The sequence below is a fragment of the Micromonospora arborensis genome (genome assembly GCF_003205615.1).
In the GTDB taxonomy this organism is placed as follows: domain Bacteria; phylum Actinomycetota; class Actinomycetes; order Mycobacteriales; family Micromonosporaceae; genus Micromonospora; species Micromonospora arborensis.
Genome location: NZ_PYBV01000013.1, coordinates 108,587 through 125,194, shown reverse-complemented (window position 1 = coordinate 125,194; position 16,608 = coordinate 108,587). Strand labels below are relative to the sequence as shown.

The 16,608-nt window shown below is 70.2% G+C and carries 20 protein-coding genes; 7 read left to right on the top strand and 13 right to left on the bottom strand.

From position 1 onward, the window contains the following. Positions 1-133 precede the first annotated feature (133 nt). On the top strand, positions 134-301 hold the full coding sequence (locus C7C45_RS34010; RefSeq protein WP_167454699.1) for a hypothetical protein: 168 nt from the start codon (positions 134-136) through the stop codon (positions 299-301). Continuing rightward, positions 291-1,481, top strand: coding sequence for a helix-turn-helix domain-containing protein (locus C7C45_RS11160; RefSeq protein WP_244200330.1), 1,191 nt, complete (start codon positions 291-293; stop codon positions 1,479-1,481). Before C7C45_RS34010 ends, C7C45_RS11160 begins: the two co-directional genes overlap by 11 nt. Positions 1,482-1,505: 24 nt before the next feature. On the opposite strand, the gene C7C45_RS11155 is transcribed toward C7C45_RS11160, so the two are convergent. Beyond that, positions 1,506-1,877 (bottom strand): VOC family protein, encoded by a 372-nt coding sequence (locus tag C7C45_RS11155; protein WP_110563550.1) that lies wholly within the window; start codon positions 1,875-1,877, stop codon positions 1,506-1,508. 116 nt (positions 1,878-1,993) lie between these two features. Here C7C45_RS11155 and C7C45_RS11150 point away from each other — a divergent pair, with 116 nt between their 5' ends. From C7C45_RS11150 to C7C45_RS11140, 3 genes are read left to right on the top strand one after another with little or no spacing between them, the layout of a single operon-like run. Beyond that, the gene (locus C7C45_RS11150) at positions 1,994-2,452 is read left to right on the top strand and encodes an SRPBCC domain-containing protein (protein WP_110563549.1); all 459 of its coding nucleotides are present in this window, start codon (positions 1,994-1,996) and stop codon (positions 2,450-2,452) included. After that, complete coding sequence (locus tag C7C45_RS11145; RefSeq protein ID WP_110563548.1) at positions 2,449-2,799, top strand: ArsR/SmtB family transcription factor; 351 nt, start codon at positions 2,449-2,451, stop codon at positions 2,797-2,799. The genes C7C45_RS11150 and C7C45_RS11145 overlap by 4 nt, the downstream gene beginning before the upstream one ends. A gap of 2 nt (positions 2,800-2,801) precedes the next feature. After that, positions 2,802-3,245, top strand: coding sequence for an SRPBCC family protein (locus C7C45_RS11140; RefSeq protein ID WP_110563547.1), 444 nt, complete (start codon positions 2,802-2,804; stop codon positions 3,243-3,245). Here C7C45_RS11140 and C7C45_RS11135 read toward each other — a convergent pair. From C7C45_RS11135 to C7C45_RS11115, 5 genes are all read right to left on the bottom strand, one after another. Continuing rightward, entirely contained in the window at positions 3,229-4,500 is a 1,272-nt protein-coding gene (locus tag C7C45_RS11135; RefSeq protein ID WP_110563546.1) for an MFS transporter, read from the bottom strand. The two genes, C7C45_RS11140 and C7C45_RS11135, sit on opposite strands and share 17 nt — an antisense overlap. Positions 4,501-4,667: 167 nt before the next feature. Next, complete coding sequence (locus C7C45_RS11130; protein WP_110563607.1) at positions 4,668-5,399, bottom strand: class I SAM-dependent DNA methyltransferase; 732 nt, start codon at positions 5,397-5,399, stop codon at positions 4,668-4,670. Positions 5,400-5,627: 228 nt separating this feature from the next. Then, the gene (locus C7C45_RS11125) at positions 5,628-5,990 is read right to left on the bottom strand and encodes a PH domain-containing protein (protein WP_110563545.1); all 363 of its coding nucleotides are present in this window, start codon (positions 5,988-5,990) and stop codon (positions 5,628-5,630) included. A 10-nt stretch (positions 5,991-6,000) separates the two neighbouring features. After that, the gene (locus C7C45_RS11120; protein WP_110563544.1) at positions 6,001-6,369 is read right to left on the bottom strand and encodes a hypothetical protein; all 369 of its coding nucleotides are present in this window, start codon (positions 6,367-6,369) and stop codon (positions 6,001-6,003) included. Positions 6,370-6,382: 13 nt separating this feature from the next. Next, positions 6,383-7,267 (bottom strand): LysR family transcriptional regulator, encoded by an 885-nt coding sequence (locus C7C45_RS11115; RefSeq protein WP_110563606.1) that lies wholly within the window; start codon positions 7,265-7,267, stop codon positions 6,383-6,385. 256 nt (positions 7,268-7,523) lie between these two features. On the opposite strand from C7C45_RS11115, the gene C7C45_RS11105 reads away from it, so the two are divergent. Further along, entirely contained in the window at positions 7,524-7,946 is a 423-nt protein-coding gene (locus C7C45_RS11105) for a VOC family protein (protein WP_110563543.1), read from the top strand. Here the strand turns inward: C7C45_RS11105 and C7C45_RS11100 are convergent. Further along, positions 7,933-8,241, bottom strand: a complete 309-nt coding sequence (locus tag C7C45_RS11100; RefSeq protein ID WP_110563542.1) for a 4a-hydroxytetrahydrobiopterin dehydratase — start codon at positions 8,239-8,241, stop codon at positions 7,933-7,935. The two genes, C7C45_RS11105 and C7C45_RS11100, sit on opposite strands and share 14 nt — an antisense overlap. Before the next feature lie 183 nt (positions 8,242-8,424). On the opposite strand from C7C45_RS11100, the gene C7C45_RS11095 reads away from it, so the two are divergent. Next, positions 8,425-8,865 (top strand): (deoxy)nucleoside triphosphate pyrophosphohydrolase, encoded by a 441-nt coding sequence (locus C7C45_RS11095; protein ID WP_110563541.1) that lies wholly within the window; start codon positions 8,425-8,427, stop codon positions 8,863-8,865. 188 nt (positions 8,866-9,053) lie between these two features. Here C7C45_RS11095 and C7C45_RS11090 read toward each other — a convergent pair whose 3' ends face one another. The 6 genes from C7C45_RS11090 to C7C45_RS11065 all read right to left on the bottom strand — a co-directional run bounded on the left by C7C45_RS11090 (position 9,054) and on the right by C7C45_RS11065 (position 16,537). Further along, the gene (locus C7C45_RS11090; protein ID WP_110563540.1) at positions 9,054-10,118 is read right to left on the bottom strand and encodes a succinate dehydrogenase/fumarate reductase iron-sulfur subunit; all 1,065 of its coding nucleotides are present in this window, start codon (positions 10,116-10,118) and stop codon (positions 9,054-9,056) included. Beyond that, complete coding sequence (locus C7C45_RS11085) at positions 10,115-12,043, bottom strand: fumarate reductase/succinate dehydrogenase flavoprotein subunit (RefSeq protein WP_110563539.1); 1,929 nt, start codon at positions 12,041-12,043, stop codon at positions 10,115-10,117. Before C7C45_RS11085 ends, C7C45_RS11090 begins: the two co-directional genes overlap by 4 nt. 12 nt (positions 12,044-12,055) lie before the next feature. Then, positions 12,056-12,862 (bottom strand): hypothetical protein, encoded by an 807-nt coding sequence (locus tag C7C45_RS11080; RefSeq protein WP_110563538.1) that lies wholly within the window; start codon positions 12,860-12,862, stop codon positions 12,056-12,058. 254 nt (positions 12,863-13,116) lie between these two features. Beyond that, a complete protein-coding gene (locus C7C45_RS11075) occupies positions 13,117-14,523 on the bottom strand; it encodes a TldD/PmbA family protein (RefSeq protein ID WP_110563537.1) in 1,407 nt (468 codons plus the stop codon). Continuing rightward, positions 14,520-15,956 (bottom strand): TldD/PmbA family protein, encoded by a 1,437-nt coding sequence (locus C7C45_RS11070; RefSeq protein WP_110563536.1) that lies wholly within the window; start codon positions 15,954-15,956, stop codon positions 14,520-14,522. Before C7C45_RS11070 ends, C7C45_RS11075 begins: the two co-directional genes overlap by 4 nt. A 32-nt stretch (positions 15,957-15,988) precedes the next feature. Then, on the bottom strand, positions 15,989-16,537 hold the full coding sequence (locus C7C45_RS11065; protein ID WP_110563605.1) for a Uma2 family endonuclease: 549 nt from the start codon (positions 16,535-16,537) through the stop codon (positions 15,989-15,991). Between the last annotated feature and the right edge of the window lie 71 nt (positions 16,538-16,608).

The window sequence follows — 16,608 nt, the reverse complement described above, 5'->3', positions numbered from 1 at the left end:
TACTGTCCGTAGCGTCCCCATCACCGGGGTGCGGGTTGCTTTGTGCGGCAGCCGTCGCGCGCCCCGAGTCTGGCGCGGCGGTCGTGCTCCTTGGGGACCACACCCCGCCGCGCCCCGGAGTGAGGGGGTGCAGGTGGGCGGTACGCGGCGTGATCCAGGGTCCAGCCAGGGTGAGCAGGCGGAGGCGGCCGAGCGGGAGGCGGCGAAGGAGCGCCTGCTCGCCCAGGCCGAGGCCGAACGGATACCGGTCGAGGAGACAACTCGGGTGGTGCCGGACAGGCGGTGGAGCCGTGACCGGTGACCACCTGCCGATCGGGCGGCGGGTCGCCTACCTGCGTGTCCGGCGGAGGCTGTCGCAGCAGACCTTCGCTGACCGGCTCGGAAAGTCGAAGAGCTGGGTCGACAAGGTGGAGCGCGGGGTTCGGTCGTTGGAGCGGGTCTCGACGATCCGGGACATCGCCGCAGTCCTGCGGGTCGATGCCGCAGCGCTGCTCGGGCGGGACGCCCAACCGGTCGACGCGACCGGGCGGGCCGAGGGTGTCGCGCGGATCCGGGCGGCGCTGTCGACGTACGCGATGGCGCTTGGCCCTTCGGCGGCGGGCCGTGAGGTTCTGCCGGCTGATCGTCTTGCGCGGCAGGTGGGGCATGCCTGGACCACCTTTCAGCATGCGCGGTATCCGCAGGTGGTCGACCTGTTGCCGAGGCTGTTGGTCGATGTTCAGCGCGCGCATGCCCAGGATCCGGCGGCTGGCCGGGCGGTGTTGGTGGAGGCGTACCGGGTGACGGCGTCGGTGCTGGTGAAGCTCGGCGAGGCGAGCCTTGGTTGGTTGGCCGCCGATCGGGCGATGGCCGCCGCGACCGGTGACCGGGTGTTGGTGGCCGCCGCGGCGGTGCAGCTCGGCCAGGTGCTGCGGGCGTCGAGGCGGGCGCGGTCGGTGCTGCTGGCCGCCGCGTACCGGATCGCTCCTGATGATTGTGCGGAGGGCGCGCCGCAGAAGCTGTCGCTGTGTGGGTCGCTGTTGATCCAGGCGGCGTTGATGGCGGCACGCTCCGGCGACGACCGGGCCGCCGTCGGGCTGCTGGACGAGGCGGCCGAGATGGCCGCTCGGGTGGGCGACGGGTGCGACCACCACCGGACCGCTTTCGGGCCGACGGCAGTCGAGCTGGCCCGGGTCGCCGCGGCTGTCGACCTGGGCAGCGGGCGCGACGCGGTGGCGTTGCACGAGGCGGCGACCGGGCGGGACGGCTGGCGGTGGTTGCCCGCCGAACACCGCGCCGCGCACCTGCTCGACGCGGCCCGCGCCTACCTGTTGGTCGACGACCCCGCCAACGCGGCACGGGTCCTGGTGCGGGCCGACAGCATCGCGCCCGCGGAGGTGCGGCAGCGACCGGTGGCCCGGGAGGTGGTCGCACAGGTGGCCCGCGACCCGGACGCGCCGACGACGATCACCCACCTCGCCAGTGACCTCAGAGTCGGGTGACCGGCGTGCGGGACCCGGGCACGGTTACCGCTCGGCCCAGGCGCCCAGCTCGTTGCCGCTGGGGTCGGTGAAGTGGAACCGGCGGCCACCGGGAAACTCGTACGGCCCCTTCACCACCTGGCCGCCGGCCTCCTTCACGGCCTGCACGGACCGGTCCAGGTCGACTGAGTAGAGCAGCACCAGCGGGCCGCCTGGCTGGACGGCCTGGTCCAGGCGGAGGCCGCCGACCTCGGGGCCGGAGTCGTGCGGGCTGCGGATGCCCGCGTACCCGGGGCCGTAGTCGTTGAACTGCCAGCCGAACGCGTCGGCATAGAAGCGCTTGGCCTCGGCGAGGTTGGTCACCGTGAACTCGACGTAGTCGATGGCGTGGTGCCGGTGCGGCGATGGCTCAGACATGCACGGCATTGTGCGCCCCGGGTACGACCAGACCGCGACATGCAACGAAAGGTTGCGCGAGAACGGAGAGCTGTCGTGGGTTGGGTGCAACCAAAGGTTGCGAAAGGTTGGGGCGCATGGAACAGGGAACCATCGAGCGCGACATCCACGTCGACGCGTCACCCGAAGTGGTCTTCGAGGTGGTCAGTCAGCCCGAGCACATGCGGGAGTGGTGGCCCGACGACGCGCGGTTCGAACCGGTCGCGGGCGCACCCGGCGAACTGGTGTGGCGCAACGCCGACACCGGCGAGACGACGACCGTCGCGCTCGCCGTCGTCGAGGTCGACCCGCCAAAGCGATTCTCCTTCCGGTGGTGCTTCACCGAGCCGGAGCGGAGTGGACCGGCGCTGCTGGTCACCTTCGACCTGACCCCGAGCGGCACGGGCACCCAGATCCGGATGACCGAGACCGGGTTCCGCCAGATGGGCTGGGAGATCGCCGTCCTGGAGGCGCAGTACCAGTTCCACGAGAACGGTTGGGACCACTACCTGCCCAGGCTGGGCGGGTACGTCGCACGGCTGGTCGCCACGCCGTGAGCACCACTGTCGACGACGAGCTGTGGTCGGCGATCGGTGACCCCACCCGTCGTACGATGATCGATCTTCTGCTCTCCGACGGGCCGGGCACCGCGACGTCGTTGAGCCGGCGGCTACCTGTCACCCGGCAGGCCGTCTCGAAGCACCTGGCCGTCCTGGGCCGGGTCGGGCTGATCCACGCCGAGTCGGCCGGTCGCGAGCGTCACTACCAGGTCGACGAGGCGCAACTCGCCCGCGCCGTCGCCCAGTTGTCGGCGGTGGGCTCCACCTGGGACGACCGGCTCCGCCGGATCAAGCGGATCGCCGAGGCGATCGAGCGCAACCGCCACCACGACGAAGGAGAATGACAATGGTCGACATCCTGCACCGGGTCGGCGTCGTCGCCCCGCTCGACGACGTCTACCAGGCGGTGGCATCTCCCGAGGGCGTTGCCGGCTGGTGGTCGGTCGACACGACAGGCAAGAGCGAGGTCGGCGGCCGGTTGGCCGTCCGGTTCGGCGACGACCCCGGGTTCGACCTGGAGATCCTTGAGCTGGACCCGGCCGGCCGGGTGCGGTGGCGGGTCACCGACGGCCCGACGGAATGGATCGGCACCGAGATCGGCTGGCGTCTCGACAGACGCGGCGAGTTCACGATCGTCCAGTTCTCACACGAGGGCTGGCGCGAGCCGACCGAGCTGATGCACCAGTGCAGCACCAAGTGGGCAACCTTCCTGCTGAGTCTCAAGGCGTTCGTCGAGACCGGCCACGGCCAGCCGGCACCGGACGACGTGCAGATCAGCGACGGGCACTGACCTCGGTGCCGGTCGGCCCGCCGGGGGTTCGCGCGCTCCACCGGGAGATCGCGAGCCCTCCGGCGACCAGGCCGAGTGCCACGATCGCCACGGCGCAGAGCAGCATCGTCGGGCGCGCGCCCACGGCACGCACGAGTGGCCCGCCCAGCATGGTGCCCAGGGGCACCGCCAGCACGAGGACGGCGCCGTTCGCGGCGAGCACCGCCGGCAGTTGCTCGGTCGACGTGCTGCGCTGGAACAGCGCCATCGACGTGGACATGTACGGCGCCCAGATCAGTCCCGCCAGGGCGAAGGCCGGCAACGACACGACGAGCGGCGCACCCAGGCCGAGAGGCAGCATGGCGATCCCGAACCCGACGACGATGCCGATGGTGGTGACCCGCAGCGGCCAGCGGCGGAGGTAACCGGCGACCAGGCCGCCGACGAGACCGCCGACGCCGAAGGCGGCGTAGAAGATGCCGAGCAGCGTCGCCGAGGCGTGCAGGTCGTCTTTGATGTGGAACGGCATGGCCACGTACACCGGTCCGAAGAGGAAGAAGAACCCGAGGCTCAACACCAGGAGGCCCAGCAGGGCGGGGTTGCGGCGGATGACCGCGAGGCCGGCGGTCCGCGAAGCGCCGCGCTCGGCCCGCGGGGCCTCGTCGCTGGTGGGAAGGGCGAGGCGGTACGTGAGGGCCAGCGCGGCGAAGGTGGCGGCGTCGATGGCGATGACCCACACCGGTCCCGCCCAACCGATCAGGATGCCCGCCAGTGGTGGGCCGACGATCGTGGCGAACCCGGCGATGGTGCCGAGCACCGCGTTCGCGGGCAGGTGGTGTCGCTGCGGCAGCAGTTCGGCGATCAGGGTGAACCGTCCGGCCGAGCCCCACGAGTGCAGCAGGGCCGACGCGGCCAGCAGGACCACGTACAGCCCGAGGGTGAGCACGCCCGCGAGGTGGGCGAGCGGGATCGCCGCGAGCGCGCACGCCCGCAGGATCGCGTCCCACCCGGCGAGTTGGGCGCCGCCGCGTCCACGTAGCAGCCGGCCGAAGACGACAGTCCCGACCGCGCTCGGCACGGTGTACGTGGCCATGGCCAGCGCGGTCCAGGTCTCGCGCTGACCGGGCGGGGCGAGGTCGCTGGCGAGCCAGATCACCGCGACCACCGCCATGCCGTCGCCCAACGCGGACACGGCGAGCCCAGGTAGGACGCGCCGAAGCTGCGGGTGACTGACCACCGGCCAGTACGGCGAGCTGCGGGGAAAACGGGCTATCATTTGGCCAGTTGACCCGGCGCTGGCCCCGCGGATCAACAAAGACTGCCAACAGCAGAATCAGCCCTGGGCGGAAAGCCCCTGGTGATCGACTCCGGTTCCTTGAAGTCGGGGCGTCAAGGAGACCTCGACATCCCCGATTCCCGGAACCGGAGTCGACCAACCCGTCGTTACTCCGCCCGGTAGACGGAGATGTGCGACGGGCTTTCCGCGGTGAACGGCTGCCGGTGCCAGTCCGCGTACCGCTCGGTGAGCCGGAGCCCCGCCTGCTGCGCCATCTCGTCGATCTGGTGTGGCCAGGCGTACCGCATGGCGAACGGCTTCAGGTGCACACCGTCGGCGTCGAAGGTGATGGTCTGCCGGATGAAGGACTGCGCCGGTCGGTCGTACCGATGCAGTCTTATCGTCGCGGAATCCTCGGTGACGCCCCAGACCTGCACCTGCTCATGGCGGTCGAAGGCGCGCGGGTCCGGCACGAACGTCTCGATGACGAACGCCCCGCCCGGCGACAGCACCCGGGCGACGTTGCGGAAACAGTCCGCCTGCCGCTCGGCGTCCACCAGGTTGAACAGTGTGTTGAAGACCAGGTACGCGAGCCGGAACTCACCCGTCACCGGTACGTCCGCCATGTCGGCGACGACCACGGGGATCCGGTCGCCGCCGGGCTTGGCCCGCATCTGCGCCAGCATCTCCTCGGACGCCTCGACACCGTGCACGTCGAGACCGCGCTCGGCCAGCGGCAGCGCGACCCGGCCGGTGCCGATCGCCAGCTCGAGGACCGGCCCACCCTCGGCCAGATCGGCCAGGAAGTCCACCGCTGGCACGGGGTCGGGGCTGCCTGGGCTGTCGTAGCTGGCGGCCCACAGCCGGCCGAAGAGGCCGGGATCGTCGAAGACCGACATCATCGGCCTCCGGGGTTGGTCAGGGGGTCAGTGGCGCGTTCCCGCGCCACGGGAGCCGGAGCAGATCTGCTCACGAAGCCTCGATTCCTCAGGTCGGATGACGTTCGATCGGAGGGACTTCGTCGTGTCGGGCATGGTGGCTGCTCCCTTCGCGTGGCTGTCGACCGAGCAGACCAGAGACGGCCGCGGCCCGGCAAGGCATATATCTGCCTCGCCGGGCCGCGGTGGTCAGGAGATGTGGTGCAGGATCACGTTGTGCACGTGGTGGCTCTTCTGCGCGCCACGGAACTCCACCTCGTAGGTGTGCGTGCCAACGTGGATGGCGATCGCCCCGGTGGAGAAGAACGAGCCACCCCAGGACTTGTTGCTGACCACACTCACGCTGGTGATCTTCGAGTACGGGATGCTGGTGATCGCGAACCGCTTCCCGATGAACGAGCGGTCCTGGATGATCACGCGGCGGTCGGTCAGCCCGATGAACCCGGTGCCGGTGCCGACCGCGTCGTAGACGGCGATGATCTGCTCACCGTCGAGGAGGCCACTCTCGATCTGCTGGACCTGCTCTTTGCGGTCATACGCGATGTTCGCCATGTGTCCAAGGCTAGAAAACCGGTGCCAGCGTGTCGGCGCGGGCGATCACCACGAACTCACCGTCGCCCCGGCCCACCGGCTCGCCGTGCCAGCCGCCGTGGATGCGGTCCACGGTGAAGCCCGCCGTGGTCAGGGAGTCGCACAGCTCGGCCTCCGTGCGGAAGCGGAGGGTCGCCGAGCTGCGCAACTCGCCGCCGTCCGGCAGCGTGATCCGCCGCCGCGAGTCCGCCGGGTTCCACCGCTCCCAGCGGCGGTCCGCCGGGTCGCGGGCGTCGAACGCCAGCCGACCGCCGGGCACGAGCGCCCGCCGCAGGTCGCCGAGGGTACGCGCCCACTCCGCGTCGTCGACGAAGATCTGCGCGACGTGGCTGGTCAGCACGGCTCGCCGTGCCTCATCGGACGTTCGCGTCGGTGGCGGCGCGGACGAACTCGCGTACCCGGGTGGTGGTGTTGCTGGGCAGCCAGACCGGCCCTCGTTCGATGGGTGGCGCGTCGTGGATGGGCACGTAGGCCACGTCGGAGCGTGGGTAGTAGCGCCGCGTGTGTTCGCCCACCGGCAGGACGCCCCGGCCCAGCGCGACCAGGGACAGCATCTCGGAGAAGGTGTTCCCGGCGGGACCCTTCGGCACCGGCCGGCCGGACGGGGTGCGCTCCGGGGTGCGGTCCCGCTTGAACTCCACCGAGGTGACCGTCGGGTACTGCACCACCGGGTGGTCGGCGAGCACCTCCAGCGACACGGACCGTTCCCGGGTGAGCGGGTGACCCGCGGCCACCGCCAGTGCCCGGCCCTCGCAGAGCAGCGCCGGGCCGGTGGACATCCCGTCGAAGGGGTACGAGGCGATCAACACGTCGGTGGAGCCGTCGAGAAGCCCGGAACGAGTGTTGGACAACTGTGCCTCGTGCACCTCCACCTGGCAGTCGGGGTGCCGTTCGGAGAACAGGGCCACGGCCCGCAGCAGCACCGGTGCGGTCCACTCGCCGAGGAACGCCACCCGTAGCGTCCCGGTGACGCCCCGGCCGGCGTCGACCGCGCGTCGGAAAGCCTCGTCCATACCGGCGACGAGCGGGGCCAGATCATCGGCGAGTTGCCGGCCGATCGGAGTGAACCGGACGACCCGACTGGTTCGGGCGAACAGCGGTGCACCGACCTGGCGCTCCAGCTTCTTGACGACGTGACTGACCCGGCCGGTGCTGACCCCCAGCCGCTCGGCGGTACGGCCGAAGTGCAGTTCCTCGGCGAGCGTCAGGAACGTCTCGACCTCGTACCGCTCCAGCACCATGCCCCCATCGTTGACCTGCGGGCAACGATCGTAGCGGCATCAGGTCTTGGTCAACGGTCCCCGTTCGCGGATCGTAAACGCGGCACGGCAACCATTCGACCGAGAGGCTGCGAGATGAGCATCGACGACTACCTGGCCGGCCTGGCCGGCCCGCTGCCCGAGCGATGGCGGTGGTGAAGCTGCGCGCCGTCGCCGACATCGATCCGGCCCTGTTCACCGACTGGCTGCGCGACGCGGCCGAACTGGAGGAGGCGTGAGCGCGGTGCGGGTGACTGGCTTCGACCATCTGGTGCTGACCGTCGCCGACGTGGAGCGCTCCCTGGACTTCTACTGCGGAAAGCTCGGGTTGGCGCCGGTACGGGTCGACGAGTGGCGCGCGGGTGCAGTCCCGTTCCCGTCGGTGCGGATCAGCCGTGACAGCATCATCGACCTCGTTCGAGGCGAACGGCAGGGCACGAACGTCGACCACTTCTGCCTGGTGGTGGCGCCGCTGGACTGGGCTCGGGCGGTCGACTCCGGGGTCTTCACGGTGCTGACCGGGCCGGTCGGGCGGTTCGGCGCCCGCGGTTCGGCGACCTCGATCTACGTCGAAGATCCGGACGGCAACTCGGTGGAGCTGCGCTGGTACCCCCAGGACGCGGAGGTGGCTCCGGACGCGGGTATCAGGACTCGGTGACCGCCCGGTACGCGTCCTCGATGCGGGCGGCCAACAGGACCTCACCCTCGGTCAGTGGCTCGCCGTTGCCGTGCCCGACCCGGATCTGGGTGCTGTCGGGCGAACGGCTGATCTCGGGACGCAGGTGCAGCGCGTCCGCGACGACCTTGACGCGTTCAGTCAGGGCGGCGTGTTGGGTATCGTCGATCGCGAGCGTCCGTCGGATCTGCTCACCTTCGCGCGTCCAACCAGATAGCAAGGTCAACGCGTCGGAAAGGTAGTCGTGCTTGGCCCTGCTGTTGAACAGCACGCGCATCACCGCACCCCCCAAGCGCCGTTGTCGGCTCGTGGCCAAATCGTCGCCATCCCGTGTCTTGTCGGTGTCCCCTAGTCTCTCGCCGCCCGGAAGGGGTGTCCACGCCCACACTTCCGTGTTCTGCTGGCCTAGCGGACGGCTACGGTACCCAAACCGCCGATTGATCTGGCACCCTGGACGCCCGTGCGGACCGAACGGGCGAATGATGACGGGCAAGCCGAACGACGGGACCTGAAGGTGATCGTCGGTGCGGCGATCATCCGGGACGGGCGGGTGCTGGCCTGTGCGCGTTCCGCCCCGCCGGAGGTGGCGGGGATGTGGGAGTTTCCCGGCGGGAAGGTCGAGCCGGGGGAGGCCGAGACCGACGCGCTGATCCGAGAGTGCGCCGAGGAGTTGGCCGTACGCGTGGAGATCGGCGACCGGGTCGGCCGCAACGTACGGATGGCACACGGCCGCTCGGTGCTCAAGGTGTACGCCGCGCGCCTGCTGCACGGCGACCAGCCGCAGGCCCTGGAACACTCCGCGCTCCGCTGGCTGGCCGCCGACGAGCTGGACTCGGTCGCCTGGCTCCCGGCCGACGCCCCCATAGTCGCAGCCCTCCGCCCCCTACTAAAAACCACCTAACCCACCCCCCAGTCCCCGTTGATCATGAGGTTATAGCCGCCCTCGCCGGCGCGTCGCAGCTATAACCCCATGATCAACTGGTGAGAAAGGGGGAGGGAGGGTGGGGAGGGGGCGGTGGGGATGGGTGGGGGTGGGAATGGGACGGGGGCCGGCGGCTGTTGCCGCGGCCCCCGTCGTTGTTGAGGTGCTCAGTGCTTGTTGTCCTGCTCCGGGTGCGCGAAGTTGAGGTGCTCCGGAGGCAGCGGGAAGGTCACGTCGTCGCCGAACGGCGACGGCGCGGCGGCCCGGTCGAAGGTGAGTTCGGTCAGCGGCAGCTTGCCCCGGTCGTCGACTGAGGGAGCGGTCGGGTGGGGCACCTCCCGGTGCCAGTTGACGCCGCTCTGCGCCTGCGCCTCAGCCCGCGGGTCGTGGGAGCCACCCGCGTGCGAGTGGACCCCGCCCCGGGCTGAGCCCGGCGTCGCCGAGCCCTGACGGGCGGTGGTCACGCTGGTCTGGGGCGTCTCGCCCCGACGGAAGATCTTGCTACCAAGCCACACAAGGGGATCGTACCTGCGGTCGACGACCCGTTCCTTCATGGGGATGATCCCGTTATCAGTGATCTTGATGTGCTCGGGGCAAACCTCGGTGCAGCACTTGGTGATGTTGCAGAATCCGAGGCCCTGTTCGGCCTGCGCGTACTCCTTGCGGTCGGTCCGGCTGTCCAGCGGGTGCATGTCCAGCTCGGCCGCGCGGATGAAGTATCGCGGGCCGGAGAACGCCTGCTTGTTCTCGTCATGATCACGAATCACATGGCAGACCGTCTGGCACAGGAAGCACTCGATGCACTTGCGGAACTCCTGCGAGCGCTCGACGTCGACCTGCTGCATCCGGTAGTCACCCGGAGCCACGTCCGCCGGCGGGGCGAACGCCGGGGTCTCCCGGGCCTTCTCGTAGTTGAACGAGACGTCGGTGACCAGGTCCCGGATGACCGGGAAGGTACGCAGCGGGGTGACCGTGACGGTCTCCTCGTCGCCGAAGGTCGACATCCGGGTCATGCAGCCCAACCGCGGCTTACCGTTGATCTCCATGGAGCAGGAGCCGCACTTGCCGGCCTTGCAGTTCCAGCGGCAGGCCAGGTCGGGCGCGTCGGTGGCCTGCAGGCGATGGATGACGTCGAGGACGACCTCGCCCTCGTTCACCTCGACCATGTAGTCCTGCAGGTCCCCGCCGGTCTCGTCACCCCGCCAGATCCGGAACTGACGCTTCGCGCTCATCGGTTGTCCGCCTCTCCAGCGTCGGCGACGAGGGCGTCGAAGTCAGCGAGCTCCTCGTCGGTGAGGTACTTGCCCAGCTCGGCCCGGTCGAAGAGGCCGATCAGCTCCGGCCGCATCTTCGGCAGCGGCTTGCGGGTCAGCTGCACGGTGTCACCGTCCAACGAGCAGACCAGGTTGACCTGCCGCCACTTCGGCTCCATCGCCGGATAGTCCTCCCGGGTGTGCCCGCCACGTGACTCCTGCCGCTCCAGCGCCGCCTTCGCGGTGCACTCCGAGACCACCAGCATGTTGCGCAGGTCCAGCGCCAGGTGCCAGCCCGGGTTGTAGCGCCGACCGCCGAACGCGCTGACCTTGGCCACCCGCTCGCGCAACTCGGCGAGCCGCCGGAGCGCGTCAGCCAGTTCGCCCTCCCGGCGGATGATCCCCACCAGATCCCCCATGACCACCTGGAGGTCCTGCTGCAGGGTGTACGGGCTCTCGCCGGTGTCCCGCTGCAGCGGGGCGAGCGCGGTCTCCACCGCAGCCTCGACCGCGTCCACGGCCACCTTCGGCCGGGCGGCCAGCCCGTCGGCGTAGCTGGCCGCGTGCCCGCCCGCCCGCTTGCCGAAGACCAGCAGGTCGGACAGCGAGTTGCCGCCCAGCCGGTTGGAGCCGTGCATACCACCGGAGACCTCGCCGGCGGCGAACAGTCCGCGTACGTGGCCGAAGGCGGCACCCGAGTCCGGGTCCACCTCCACGCCGCCCATCACGTAGTGGCAGGTCGGCCCGACCTCCATCGGCTCCGCGGTGATGTCGACGTCGGCCAGCTCCTTGAACTGGTGGTACATCGACGGCAACCGTCGGCGGATCTCGTCGGCGGAACGCCGGCTCGCGATGTCCAGGAAGACGCCACCGGCGGGGGAGCCCCGGCCGGCCTTGACCTCACTGTTGATCGCGCGGGCCACCTCGTCGCGGGGCAGCAGCTCCGGCGGGCGGCGGTTGTTGTCCGGGTCGGTGTACCAGCGGTCCGCCTCCTCCTCGGTCTCCGCGTACTGCTTGCGGAAGACGTCGGGGACGTAGTCGAACATGAACCGCTTGCCGTCGGAGTTCTTCAGTACGCCACCGTCGCCGCGTACCGATTCGGTGACCAGGATGCCCTTCACCGAGGGCGGCCAGACCATGCCGGTCGGGTGGAACTGCAGGAACTCCATGTTGATCAGCGTCGCCCCGGCGCGCAGCGCCAACGCGTGCCCGTCCCCGGTGTACTCCCACGAGTTCGAGGTGACCTTGTAGGAGCGACCGACGCCGCCGGTGGCCAGCACGACGGCCGGCGCCTCGAAGAGGACGAACTCACCCGACTCGCGGTAGTAGCCGAACGCGCCGGCGACCCGGTCACCGTCGAGCAGCAGCTCGGTGATGGTGGTCTCGGAGAAGACCCGGATCCGGGCGTCGTACGAGCCGAACTCCCGCTGGTCCTCCTGCTGCAGCGAGACGATCTTCTGCTGGAGGGTGCGGATCAGCTCCAGGCCGGTCCGGTCGCCCACGTGCGCCAGGCGCGGGTACTCGTGACCGCCGAAGTTGCGCTGGGAGATCTTGCCGTCCTTGGTGCGGTCGAAGAGCGCACCGTACGTCTCCAGCTCCCAGATCCGCTGCGGCGACTCCTTCGCGTGCAGCTCGGCCATCCGGAAGTTGTTGAGGAACTTGCCGCCGCGCATGGTGTCGCGGAAGTGCACCTGCCAGTTGTCCCGGCTGTTCACGTTGCCCATCGCGGCGGCCGCGCCGCCCTCGGCCATCACCGTGTGCGCCTTGCCGAAGAGCGACTTGGAGATGATCGCGGTCTTCTTGCCGGCCAGCCGGGCCTCGATCGCCGCGCGCAGACCGGCGCCGCCGGCCCCGATGACGACGACGTCGTAGTGGTGTCGTTCGATACGAGTGGTAGTGGTCATGTCAGGGGCCCTTTAGTTGATGAACCGCAGGTCGGAGAACCACTCGGCCGCGAGCGCCATGATGTAGAAGTCGGCCAGCGCCAGGGTGCCGAGGGTGATCCAGGCGAGCTGCATGTGCCGGACGTTCAGGGCCGAGACGAACGTCCAGGCCCGGTACCGCACCGGGTGCTTGGAGAAGTGCTTGAGCCGGCCACCGATGATGTGCCGGCACGAGTGGCAGGAGATCGTGTACGCCCAGAGCGCCACCACGTTGACCAGCAGGATGATGTTGCCCAGCCCGAAGCCGAAGCCCTTCGGCGAGTGGAAGGCGAGGATCGCGTCCCAGGTGTTGATCAGCGAGATGATCGCCGCGGCGTAGAAGAAGTAGCGGTGCAGGTTCTGACCGAGCAGCGGGAAGCGGGTCTCACCGGCGTACTCCTTGTGACCGTCCGGCACGGCGCAGGCCGGCGGCGACAGCCAGAACGACCGGTAGTAGGCCTTGCGGTAGTAGTAGCAGGTGAGCCGGAACAGCAGCAGGAACGGCAGGGTCAGCGCGGCATCCGGGATGACCCACCAACCGGGCAGGAACCGGCCGAAGTGCGAGGCTGCCTCGACGCACCGGTCGGTCACGCACGGGGAGTAGAACGGGGTCAGGTAGTGGTACGCGTCCACCCAGTAGTTGTCGTGCTGGAAGACCCGGACCGTCGCGTACGCGACCCAGGCGCTGAGCCCGATCACGGTGATCAGCGGGGCGAACCACCAGCGGTCGGTACGCAACGTCTTCGCCGCGATGGCGGCGCGCGCCCGCGCTCCCCGCGGCCTCGTTGCCGTTGAAGTCATTCGAGTCGTCTCCTCGACGGGCCCGTACGGGCGGGCTGCTCTTTCTCCGGTCGGCACGCGGACCGGCGAACCCGCACCCGCTGCCACGTCATGCGCACACCAACGACTGCGCCGGATCGACCGACGCAGCTAAGTGACACACGTTACGCCGATCTCTGCGAGCCGTCCGCGCAAGGGAGCGTCCCGTGTGTCTGGCCTGCGGAAAAGCCGTCGGCACGCCGGTCGATGGCGTTCGTCGAGAAACGTCACCCCGGTCAGCCGGAAGCACCTCCGGTGAAGTGCCAGGACGCCAGTCGCAGCGAGGGCGCAGCCCACCACACACCGTCCACCCGGTCCGGTTGGCGCACCTCCCGCGCGCCCAGCCCGAGCACCGCCCCGGGCCCGAGAGCCCGCGGGTACGACTCGGTGAACCGCAGGTCGCGTACCGCCCGCACGACGGTGCCGTCCTCGATCAGCCAGACACCGTTGCGGGTCAACCCGGTGACGACGAGGCTCTTCGGGTCCAGCACCCGGGTGTACCAGAGATCGCTGACCAACAACCCTCGGCGTACGCCAGCGACCAGCGCCGCGGTGTCCGTGTCGACCACCGCACCGGCCGCCGTGCCGGTGGTGCTCCGGCCAACCGGGCTGGCCGGGCCAGCCGCAGCGCCGGAGAGGCGCAGGTTGCGGGGCATCGGACCCCAGGTGGCCGCACCCGCGGTGGCGTGCCCGGTGGACTCCGCGCCCGCCTCGGCGGCCGTCCGCCGGTCGTGTGTCACCGCGCGGGTGGTGCCCGCCTCGACCAGGGTCAGCGCCCGTCGACCGGTGCCTTCGGCGTCGAACGGTAGACCCGACGAGCCCAGCGGGTCGTCCACCAGGGTCACCGTCGAGTCGAACTGGGCCGTCCCCGGCTCGGCGAACGACTGCCGCTCGGCGTACCGCTTGCCGTTGAAGCCGTACCAGGAGAGGTTCTGCAGCAGGTCCGCCACGGCGGCCGGCTCGAACACCACCTCGTAGCGCCCCGGCGGCAGCTCGACCGGGTCGACCGCCGCTCGCGCCTTCGCCGCCGCCTGCGCGCCCAACTCGGCGCCGTCGAGGTCGGAGAGCCGGTCGGCGTAGCGGCGGGCCACCCCGTCCGCGCCGTCGCGCCGGGCGATGCCGTCCATCGCCGCCTCCGCGGAGCGGCCCTGCGCGGTGTGCCCGGCCGAGTTGGCGAACGCCGACGAGCGGTGTGCGGTGCGGCAGTATCCCGCCGTGCTGAGGCCCCCGGCGGCGGCCACGAACGCTCCGACCCGGTCGGCCCGCTGATCCGGCTCGGCGTACGCGGTGGCCTCGTCGACTCCCGGAGCGTCCGGTGTGGGCGCGGGCGGTGCCAGCCCCGGCCAGCCCGGGTCGGGCGGGCAGAGCCGCGCCGCGGTCAGGGTGCGCTCCACCAGCGCGCGCAGGCCGTCGGCGGTGACCACGCTTGCGCTGCCCGCGGCCGTCCGACCGTCGACGTGCAGCCGGAGCCGAACTCCGACGGTCGACTCGGCGACGTTCTGGTGGATGGCCGAGTTGGCGAACCGGGTCAACGCCAGATCCGCGCGCGTCACCACCGCCTCGGCCTGCGCGGTCGGGCCGCCGAGGCGCCGGACCAGCTCGATGACCTGCCCAGCCAGCTCCAATTCGGTAGGCCCGCTCACGCCGAAACTCCTACCCGGACGTTCCTGAACCGGGCCGGCGCGGCCGGGTGGCCGGTGTGCCCGGTCTGGCCGGGCTGGCCCTTGCCGCAGTTGGGCGTGCCCCAGGAGACCGTCTCGCTGGACAGCATGTCCATCGACCGCCAGAAGAGCGGGCCGATTCCGGTGTACGTGGGATTGCGCAGCATCCGCCCTCGCCGACCCTTCTTGATCTCCCAGCCGACCTCGCAGCCGAACTGGAAGTTGAGTCGCTTGTCGTCGATCGACCAGGACCGGTTGAGGTCCATCAGCACACCGTCGTCGGTCGCAGCGATGATCTCGTCCAGAGTGTGCGGGCCGGGTTCCAGACCGACGTTGGTCATCCGCACCATCGGCAACCGGGCCCACCCGTCGGCCCGTACGCTGCCGCCGTAGTCCAGGCTGGCCATGGCGGCGGAATCCCGCCCGGCGAGCACACCCACCCAGCGGCCGTCGCGGACCGCGTCCCGCTTGACCGCCGGGGAGCCCTCGTCGTCGAAACCGAAGCTGCCCAGCGCGCCCGGGATCGTCGGGTCGATGGTGATGTTCATCAGCTCGGAGCCGTAGCGCAGCGAGCCGAGCTGGGCCAGGTCCAGCCAGGACGTACCGGCGAACGCGGCCTCCCAGCCGAGGATCCGATCCAGCTCGATGGCGTGACCGACCGACTCGTGGATCTGCAGGGCCAACTGTTCGCCGCCGAGGATCAGATCGGTCTCGCCGGCCGGGCAGGGCGGTGCGGTGAGCAGCGCCCTGGACTCCTCGGCGATCTGCGCGGCGTGCGCGGCCAGGTCGAGCGACTCGACCAACTCCCAGCCGGTGGTGCCGTACTGCCCTCGGTAGCTCGGCCAGGACCGGCGCTGCGTCTCGCCGGCACCGATGGAGGTGGCGGAGATGCCGCCGCCGCACTCCCGGATCCGCTGGTCGATCCGGTGCCCCTCGCTGGAGACGAACCACTTTGCCGTGTCCCAGATCTGGTACAGGCCCTCGGCCAGGTCCGCGCCGTGCTCGGCCATCGTGCGAGTAGCGCCGACCAGCAGGTCACCCTTGTCCGACAGGGGCACCCCGAGCGGATCGATCTCACAACCGGAGGCCCAACTGGCGGTGACCGCCTCGACCGGCACCAGGTCGACCGATGGGCCGGGCACCCGCGCGCTGGCCATCGCCGTCCGTGCCGCACGTCGGCCGGCGTCGCGGGCGGCAGCGTCCGAGAGATCGGGTACGGCGTAGAAGCCCCAACTCGCCCCGACCAGCGCCCGGACACCGAGCCCGATGCTCTCGTCCTGGGTCAGCTCTTCCACATCCCCGTTGCGCGCGGTCATCGACTCGTAGCGACGATGCATCACCCGGGCATCGGCGTACCGTGCGCCCGCATCGAGGGCGGCTTGGACGGCGGTGGAAGCCGCGTCGAACTCGGTCATGCGACCGACCCTAGGGCAGCCGGCCGCCTCCGTCAGGGAAGCAACTCCTCCGGCCGAATGCTGGCCTTCACCGGCTCGGTGAGTATGAGCAGATCTCCCGGCCTGGTCACGGACTGCTCGGTGTAGTGGCTGCCCTGCCGGCGGTAGAGATGCAGCGTGCCGTTCCCCTGCTCCACCAGCAGGTACCACTCGATCCCGGCGGCGGCGTAATAATGCATCTTGAGCACCTTGTCCGTCGACGCGTTGCTCGGCGAAATGATCTCGCATACCAGCCGTACGTCACTCGCCTCGACGTTGAGTTCGTCGAAGTCGATCGGACCGGTGATCACGAGGTCGGGGATGGGGATCCGGCCGGGCCTGAGGCGGACGTTCACCGCTTCCAGCACGTGTAGTCCGGCGTCACGAGCAGGAGTACGGAGCGCCGCGCGTAGTTCGCCGGAGATGTTCTGGTGCCGGGGGGTGGGGGCTGGGGTCACGTGAAGGCTCCCGTCGAAAAGTTCGACGCGTTGCTGCGTCTCGCCGAGGGCGAGGTAATCCTCTTCGGTCCACGGGCCTTCGTGGTTGAACACCGCCGCGGGCATCGTCACCTCCACGTCGTGCCGGCGGGAATCCTCCCGGTACTGCCGACACCATGGTCGCACCTGACGTGCGA

Coding starts and splice junctions, on each gene's coding strand:
- C7C45_RS11070 (WP_110563536.1), bottom strand. CDS start 15,956: ATGACCGAGTTCGACGCGGCTTCCACCGCCGTCCAAGCCGCCCTCGAT.
- C7C45_RS11100 (WP_110563542.1), bottom strand. CDS start 8,241: ATGCGCGTGCTGTTCAACAGCAGGGCCAAGCACGACTACCTTTCCGAC.
- C7C45_RS11125 (WP_110563545.1), bottom strand. CDS start 5,990: ATGGCGAACATCGCGTATGACCGCAAAGAGCAGGTCCAGCAGATCGAG.
- C7C45_RS11090 (WP_110563540.1), bottom strand. CDS start 10,118: ATGAGCGCGAAGCGTCAGTTCCGGATCTGGCGGGGTGACGAGACCGGC.
- C7C45_RS11130 (WP_110563607.1), bottom strand. CDS start 5,399: ATGTCGGTCTTCGACGATCCCGGCCTCTTCGGCCGGCTGTGGGCCGCC.
- C7C45_RS11085 (WP_110563539.1), bottom strand. CDS start 12,043: ATGACCACTACCACTCGTATCGAACGACACCACTACGACGTCGTCGTC.
- C7C45_RS11150 (WP_110563549.1), top strand. CDS start 1,994: ATGGAACAGGGAACCATCGAGCGCGACATCCACGTCGACGCGTCACCC.
- C7C45_RS11080 (WP_110563538.1), bottom strand. CDS start 12,862: ATGACTTCAACGGCAACGAGGCCGCGGGGAGCGCGGGCGCGCGCCGCC.
- C7C45_RS11155 (WP_110563550.1), bottom strand. CDS start 1,877: ATGTCTGAGCCATCGCCGCACCGGCACCACGCCATCGACTACGTCGAG.
- C7C45_RS11140 (WP_110563547.1), top strand. CDS start 2,802: ATGGTCGACATCCTGCACCGGGTCGGCGTCGTCGCCCCGCTCGACGAC.
- C7C45_RS11065 (WP_110563605.1), bottom strand. CDS start 16,537: ATGCCCGCGGCGGTGTTCAACCACGAAGGCCCGTGGACCGAAGAGGAT.
- C7C45_RS11135 (WP_110563546.1), bottom strand. CDS start 4,500: ATGATAGCCCGTTTTCCCCGCAGCTCGCCGTACTGGCCGGTGGTCAGT.